Source organism: Dyella sp., from assembly GCF_035277725.1.
Taxonomy (GTDB): Bacteria; Pseudomonadota; Gammaproteobacteria; order Xanthomonadales; family Rhodanobacteraceae; genus Dyella_B.
In genome coordinates this window covers 1-7554 of the sequence record NZ_DATEJY010000261.1, presented here as the reverse complement: position 1 = coordinate 7554, position 7554 = coordinate 1, and the positions used below count along the sequence as shown (strand labels likewise).

At 60.9% G+C, this 7554-nt stretch carries 7 protein-coding genes; 3 read left to right on the top strand and 4 right to left on the bottom strand.

The annotated features are described in order from the left end of the window. On the bottom strand, positions 1–117 hold a 117-nt coding region (locus VJR68_RS20945), incomplete at its 3' end, for a glutathione S-transferase N-terminal domain-containing protein (protein WP_324150781.1). A 496-nt stretch (positions 118–613) separates the two neighbouring features. Between VJR68_RS20945 and VJR68_RS20940 the strand changes: the two genes are divergently transcribed. Continuing rightward, positions 614–856 (top strand): hypothetical protein, encoded by a 243-nt coding sequence (locus tag VJR68_RS20940; RefSeq protein ID WP_324150780.1) that lies wholly within the window; start codon positions 614–616, stop codon positions 854–856. Positions 857–988: 132 nt separating this feature from the next. Here the strand turns inward: VJR68_RS20940 and ald are convergent, their stop codons facing one another. Continuing rightward, positions 989–2107, bottom strand: a complete 1119-nt coding sequence (ald, locus tag VJR68_RS20935; RefSeq protein WP_324150778.1) for an alanine dehydrogenase — start codon at positions 2105–2107, stop codon at positions 989–991. A 165-nt stretch (positions 2108–2272) separates the two neighbouring features. Between ald and VJR68_RS20930 the strand changes: the two genes are divergently transcribed. Further along, positions 2273–2746 carry an Lrp/AsnC family transcriptional regulator gene (locus tag VJR68_RS20930; protein WP_324150777.1) on the top strand — a complete coding sequence of 158 codons (474 nt, stop codon included), beginning with the start codon at positions 2273–2275 and terminating at the stop codon, positions 2744–2746. 94 nt (positions 2747–2840) lie between these two features. Here the strand turns inward: VJR68_RS20930 and VJR68_RS20925 are convergent, their stop codons facing one another. Both VJR68_RS20925 and fdhF read right to left on the bottom strand, forming a co-directional pair. After that, entirely contained in the window at positions 2841–3320 is a 480-nt protein-coding gene (locus VJR68_RS20925; protein WP_324150776.1) for a DUF1641 domain-containing protein, read from the bottom strand. After that, the gene (gene fdhF / locus VJR68_RS20920) at positions 3320–6292 is read right to left on the bottom strand and encodes a formate dehydrogenase subunit alpha (protein ID WP_324150774.1); all 2973 of its coding nucleotides are present in this window, start codon (positions 6290–6292) and stop codon (positions 3320–3322) included. Before fdhF ends, VJR68_RS20925 begins: the two co-directional genes overlap by 1 nt. Before the next feature lie 345 nt (positions 6293–6637). Between fdhF and VJR68_RS20915 the strand changes: the two genes are divergently transcribed. After that, positions 6638–7554 (top strand): PAS domain S-box protein (locus VJR68_RS20915; RefSeq protein WP_324150773.1); only part of this gene is annotated, 917 nt, incomplete at its 3' end.

The following is a 7554-nucleotide window of genomic DNA, read 5'->3' as shown; positions in this document are numbered from 1 at the left end:
CTCCGGCTGTTCCTCCGACAGCTTGCGCCATTCGAACGGGATGTCGTTTTCGTACAGCGCGACCAGCACCTTTTGGCAATACAGCGAAAAGGGATGGGCATAGAGTTTCAGGTTCATCGCGGTGGCTCCGTGGAAAAGGGGGTGTTTATCCGGCGACGAACGGAGGGAAGGGGATTCGACATGTTGTCCGCGGCGTGTCCGGTGATGTCCGCGGACGTGAAAAGTGCTGATATCCGTCGTCCTGGTGAACGCCCATTGCTGTCCGGGAAAAATCCTGCACCTTCGCCGCGATGCCTGATAACTCGTCGTCCCGGCGAAAGCCGGGACCCAGCGACTTGCGGATCCCAAAGGCACTGGGCCCCGGCCTTCGCCGGGGCGACGAATCAAGGAATGTTGAATTCCAAGTAGAAATTCAGATCTCAGGCGATATGCGAAAAAAATTTTTCCGCGCATCTTATTTTCCCCGGACAGCAGTGGGTGAACGCCGGGATCTAGTGACTTTCATGCCGAAGTCGCTGGGCCCCGGCGTTCGCCGGGGCGACGGGCCACTTGCATGGCATTGGTGCGCTTTATGCACGAATCATTTCAGGAACAGCCAAAGAGCTGAGCGAACGTGACGCACAAGGCTCGCCTACGCATCCGGCGCGTGCATCTCCGAGAGGCGGCTACGCCTTTCGAGCGCATGCCGTGGGAGATTCAGGGGTTTATTACGGATTTCCTGCGCTGCCATGGGTGTGACGTCACGCCACGCAATCAGCAGGTGATTGCCATGGCGATCGAGGCGCGCTTGCAGCATGGTTGGACATGCCATGCGTATTTGTCGGCGCTGCTCGAAGAGGACATTGTGTTCGAGTAGGCCGTGTCATCGCGTAGGTTGGGTTAGCGCAGCGTAACCCAACATGTCCGGAGCGATTCGTTGGGTTACGCTGCGCTAACCCAACCTACGCACCCTCCCTTGCAAATCAATCAAGGGAGGGTGCAGTGTCAGTTACATCCCCAGCACGCTTTCCGCCTTCACATACGCCAGGTTATGCGCCTGCGCCACCGGCTCGCAGGTCACCTTGCCTTCGAACACGTTGAGGCCATTGCGCAGATGCACGTCCTGCTGCAGCGCCTTCTGCCAACCGTGGTTGGCCAGCGCGAGGGTGAACGGCAGCGTCACGCTGTTGAGTGCAAATGTGGACGTGCGCGCCACGGCGCCCGGCATGTTGGCCACGCAGTAATGCACCACGCCGTCGACCACATAGGTGGGATCGGAATGCGTGGTGGCGTGCGAGGTTTCCACGCAGCCGCCCTGGTCGATGGCAACGTCGACGATCACCGAACCCGGCTTCATCGTGCGCACCATGTCGCGGGTCACCAGCTTGGGCGCGGCAGCGCCGGGCACCAGCACGGTGCCGATCAGCAGGTCGGCGCGGCGCACCAGTTCTTCGATCGCCGAACGGGTGGAAAACACGGTGGAGATCGAGGTGCCGAATTGCGTGGCCAGGCGCTTCAGCGCTTCGGCCGAGCGATCCACCACGGTGACCTTCGCGCCCATGCCGACCGCGATGGTGGCCGCGTGCGTACCGGAGACGCCGCCGCCGAGAATCACTACTTCTGCCGCCGGCACGCCGGGCACGCCGCCCAGCAGAACGCCGCGGCCACCCTGGGCCTTCTCCAGCGAGTGCGCACCGACTTGCGGCGCAAGACGGCCGGCCACTTCGGACATCGGCGTCAGCAACGGCAGCGAGCCGTTCGCCGCGGTGACCGTTTCATAAGCGATGCAGATGGCGCCGGAGGCGATCAGGTCATGCGTCTGCTCGGCATCGGGCGCCAGATGCAGATAGGTAAACAGGATCTGACCCTTGCGGAGCTTCTTGCGCTCCACCGCCAGCGGTTCCTTCACCTTCACGATCATGTCGGCTTCGGCAAAGATCTGGTCGGCGTTTTCGATGATGGTGGCGCCTGCGGCCACGTAGTCCGCATCTGTCAGGCCGGCGCCAGCGCCGGCATCCTTCTGCACCATCACCTGATGGCCGTGGTGTACCAATTCCTGCACAGAAGATGGGACAAGGCCCACCCGGTATTCATGGTTCTTGATCTCTTTCGGTACACCGATGCGCATGACTCGATCTCTCGACTATGGATTGGGAAGGTTGCTGTGCCGGCCTTCCGTGTGCCGTGCGGCGCGCAGTATGATCGAGGCCTTGCGCAATTTCTCGCTCATTATGGCCATGGATCGGCAAGTTTTTCGCATCCGCTGCGGCGTTTTCGGTAAAAAGCAGAATTTATGACGAACTCTTTTCCGCCCCTGGACGAGCGCGACCGCGCCATCCTCCGCCTGCTGCAGGAGGACGGCCGGCTGGCCAACGCGGAACTGGCCCAGCGGATCAATCTTTCTCCCTCCGCCTGCCTGAGGCGGGTGAAGCTGCTGGAGGATCGGGGGCTGATTTCCCGCTATGTGATGCTGCTGGACGAGAAAGCGGCCGGCCTGTCAGGCACGGCCTTCGTACTGGTCACCCTGGATCAGCAGGGGCGCGCGGCGCTGGATGCGTTCGAGGTGGCGATCCAGAAACATCCCGAAGTTACCGAATGCTGTTTGCTCGCCGGTGCGGCTGATTACATGGTGCGTGTGGCGTATGCGGATTCGGCGGATTTCGAGCGCATCCATACCGAGATACTCACGCAGTTGCCGGGCGTGGTGCGCGTGCAGTCGACGCTGGCGTTGCGCACGGTGAAGCGGACGACGGCGCTGCCGGTTTGATGCTACGCAGGCTGGCGAACCATCTAGGCTGGGATGAAATCCCCGCGTTTGTTGGCATGGCGGTGCTGGGATTTCATCCCAGCCTACGTGGCACCTACGCGTTGCTTGGCTTGCCGGTGAACGAGGAGATCGGCTTCTCCGGTGCCGGTTTGCGCAAACCTTCGCCCAGCGCCATCAAGCCTTGCACCAATGGCGCCAGCGCCCGCCAGGTTTCTTCGTCCTTCAACGCCTTGTAAAACCCACGCACGCCGGGCGCTTCTTTTTCCGCCGGCGGTTCGTCTGCAGCCGCCAGCAACGCATCTTTGAGCGTGGTGGCGATCTTGTAGAAACGCGGTGGTGGAATCTGTGCCAGCACCATCAGGATCGCGGCAATGTTCTGCGTGGCGTAGCGCGAGCCTTCCAGGTTCAAACCCTTCATCACGATGCCGATGATGTCCTGCTTGCCGGCAGCGATGTCGTTGGCGAGCCGCAACACGCCCGACTCGTGCAAGGTTTCCAGCAACTGGTCCAGTTCTTCGCGCGCGCTGGGGCCGATTCTCGGCGGTGTCGGCTGATAGGTGAGGGGTTCGGCCATTAGAGTGTCTCGGGATGTTCGATGGTTGCCGGCGGTTCCTGATATTCGGCACGTGCCCATTTCTGCTCGGCATCGGGGCCGAGGTTCGGCGTGCGCTTGCCATAGCGGTGATTGCGGTACGGCAACGGCGGCGCGCCTTTTTCCATCGGCAGCTTTTCGATGCGCACGGCCAGCTCTTTATAAGCAGGCGTATTGACCTCCGAATCGTGATGCTCGCCGGTCAGTGTGTTTACGCCCGGCTTGGCGTGGTGGATCGGCAGATACATGGTCTTGCCGCTGACGCGATCGGTGACGGTAGCGCGCACGTCGACATGCGCGCGGCGTGAGGTGATACGTAGCCAGGTGCCGTCTTCGATGCCGCGTTCGGCCGCCAGTTCCGGGCTGATTTCCACGAACCAGTGCGGCGTCTCGTTGTGCACGCGCGGTCCGCGGCCGGTCTGGTTGGTGGATTGGAAGTGTTCGAGCAGGCGGCCGTTGTCGAGGATGATGTCGTAGCTGCTGTCGGCATCTTCCTCCGGTGGATTCCATTGCACGGGATGCAGCTTGGCTTTCTTGTCGGGGAAGTGGAAGCCATCGGTGTAGAGCAACGGCGTATCGGTGCCGTCTTCCTTCACCGGCCAATGCAGTGATTTCCAACCTTCCAGCCGTTCGTAGTTCACGCCTGCAAACATTTTCGCGACGCCGGCACATTCGGCCATGATCTGCGAGGGATGCGTGTAGCCCCAATCATGTCCAAGCTGTTTGGCCAGGTCGGTAAGAATCGCCCAGTCGGGGCGGCTTTCGCCCAGCGGTTCCATGGCTTTGTAGAAACGCTGGATACGGCGCTCGGTGTTGACGAAGCTGCCGTCCTTTTCCACGCTCGCGCACGCGGGCAGGATCACGTCGGCGAATTCCGCCGTGCGGCTGACGAACATATCCACGACCACGAAGAACTCGAGTTTCTTGAATGCATCGATCACGTTCTGCGTATCGGCATCGGAGATGGCGGTTTCCTCGCCGATCACCATCATCGCTTTCACTTCGCCCTTGTGCGCTTTCTCGACCATGCTGAAGTTGTCCAGGCCCACCTCGTCAGAGAGATGTTCCGTCGGCACGCCCCAGGCCTTGGCCCAGCGTGCACGCGCTTCCTGGTCGGTGACTTTCTCGTAGCCGGGATACACGTTTTTCAGGCAGCCGAAATCGCTGGCACCCTGCACGTTGTTGTGGCCGCGCATGGGATAGCCGCCGGTGCCGGGGCGTCCATAGTTGCCGGTGACCAGCAATAGATTCGACAACGCCGTGCTGGTATCCGAACCATGGCTATGCTGCGTGATGCCCATCGCCCACAGCAGGCAAACGGACGGCGCATGCGCAATCATTTCCGCCGCTTCCATCAGCTGTGCTTGCGACAAGCCGGTCACTTGCTCGGCAAATTCGAGCGTGAATGGCTCCAGCGATCGGCGGAATTCCTCCACGCCGTTGACCTGCGTACTCAAGAATGCCTTGTCCTCCAATCCGTGATCGAAGATGTAGCGCGCGGTGGCACAAGCCCACACCAGGTCTGTGCTGCTTTTCACTTTGAGGTAGATATCCGCGCGCGCGGCCATCTCGTGCTTGCGTGGATCGACCACGATCAGCTTCTGCCCGCGCAGCTTGTGCGCGGCCTTGATGCGCGAGGCGATCACCGGATGGCACTCGGCCGTGTTGGAACCCACCAGGATCACCAGCGAGGCGGAGGCGATGTCCTTGATCGAACCGGCATCGCCGCCATAGCCGACGGTACGGAACAAACCCTGCGTGGCAGGGTTCTGGCAATAGCGCGAGGAGTTGTCGACACTGTTGGTGCGAAAGATCAGCCGCGCGATCTTCTGCGTGAGATAGGCCTCTTCGTTGCTGGCCTTGCTGGAGCCGATAAAGCCGATGGATTGCGGGCCATAGGTGGCGTGGATGTGCTTGAGCCGCGTGGCGACCAGGTCCAGCGCTTCAGCCCAGCTGGCCTCGCGGAACGTACCGTTCTCGCGAATCAACGGCACGGTGAGGCGTTCCTTCGCGTTGACGAAATCCCATGCGAACTTGCCCTTGATGCAGGTGGAGATGCCGTTGACCGGCGCTTCCTCCATCGGTTGCACCTTCAAAATATGCCGGCCGCGCGTCCACATCTCGAACGAGCAACCCACGCCGCAATACGTGCAGACGGTCTTGGTGCGCTTGATCTCCTGTTGCCGCAGGGCCACGTCGATCTTGGAAATCGCGGTGATTGGCGGCGTGCCGGTGGTGTCTTCCAGCGCCTTGACGAAATCGATCATGGTGCGCTTGGTGTCGGCCTCGATCGCGGTGAACGGGCCGGCGTCCGGCTGCAGCGTGCGCTCCAGCAGCGCGTTGCATGGGCACACGGTGACGCAGTGGCCGCAGGAGACGCAGCTGGATTGGCCGATCGGCTTGCCACCGTCCCACAGCACGCGCGGGTGTGCGTTGCTGTAGTCGATGCTCAGCGTTTCGTTGACTTCCACGTTCTGGCACGCCTCCACGCAGCGGCCGCACAGGATGCATTGATCCGGGTCGTAGGTGTAGAACGCATTCGATTCGTCTTTTTTATGTGGTTTGCGCGTGAATCGATAGCGTTGGATGGTGATATCCATATCGGCGAAGGTATTGTGAAGCTGGCAGTCGCCGGTATTGTTCTCGCATACCGAGCAATACAGCTCGTGCTTGGCGAGAATGCGGTCCATGCCTTCTTCGCGCGCCTGTTTTGCAGCGGGCGAGCCGGTGATGATGACGTCGCCGGCTTGCGCATGGGTAGAGCAGGCGCGCACCAGCTTGCCATTGACTTCCACCAGGCAGGTGTCGCAAGTTTCCAACGGGCCGAGCGTTTTCAGGTAACACAGGTGCGGCACGGTGATGCCGAGGCGAATGAAGGCATCGATCAATCGCTCGCCGGGTTGAAGTTTTTGCTCGAAGCCATCAATTAGGGCAGTACAGGTGTCATCGGACATGGAACACTCGATGCAAGGACGTCGCCAGAGCGCTTGCCTGTCTGCTTGTAAGCGCATCTTCGTGCATCTTTTGCCATCGCCGTCGTGTGCGATGCGATTAGCGGGCGTGACGCATGAGTGAACCGACTGCATGGTTTTGCAGAAAGTTTTGCAAGCATGCGTTTCGGTACTTTCATGAAGCTCGCTTGGGGTACACAATCGAGCGCCTTGACCGGGCGGTGACGTCTCCAAGACGCGTCCTGCATGCGGGCTCAATGAGCCGATGCCTGAATCTTCATCCATCTTTGATATTTCAACCGCTTCCTGGCTGAAAGACACAAGGCAAATCTATCGGTGAAAACAGACGTGAGCTCATCAACCACCCCCGAACAACGTTACCGCCTGATGGTCGAGTCGATTACCGACTACGCCATCTTCATGCTGGATGCGGCCGGGCGCGTGACAAGCTGGAACCTGGGCGCCGAACGCATCACCGGCTATCGCGCCGAAGACATCATCGGCCAGCATCTTGAGCGCTTCTACCCCGAAAAAGAGCGCAGCGAAGGCTTGCCGCGCCGCGAGCTGGATATCGCCAGCGCCGAAGGCCGCCATGAATGCGAGAACTGGCGCGTGCGCAAGGACGGCACGCATTTTTGGGCGCAAGTGCTGACCGATCCGATCCATGGCGAACGTGGCGAGTTGATCGGGTTTGCGAAAATCGTGCGCGATCTCAGCGAACGCAGGCAGATCGACGAAGCCTTGCGCCGCAGCGAGGAGCAGTTCCGCCTGCTGGTGCAGAGCGTGACGGACTACGCCATCTTCATGCTGGACAAGGGCGGCTACGTCTCCAGCTGGAATGTCGGTGCCGAGCGCATCAAGGGCTACGCCGCGAACGAGATTATCGGCAAGCATTTTTCCTCGTTCTACACGCAGGCCGACCGCGAAGCTGGCATGCCGCAGAAGAACCTGGTGCTGGCGGCCACCGAAGGCCGCGTGGAAAGCGAAGGCTGGCGCGTGCGCCAGGATGGCTCGCGCTTCTGGGCGCACGTGATCATCGACCGCATCCTGGACGACGATGGCGAGCTGGTCGGCTTCGCCAAGATCACGCGCGACGTCACGCAGCAACGCAACGCCGCGGTGGAGTTGGATCGCGCGCGCGAAGCGCTGTTTCAATCGCAGAAGACCGAGGCCATCGGCAAGCTCACCGGCGGTGTCGCGCACGATTTCAACAATCTGCTGATGGTGATTCAAAGCTGCCTGGACATGCTGGATCTGAAAATCCC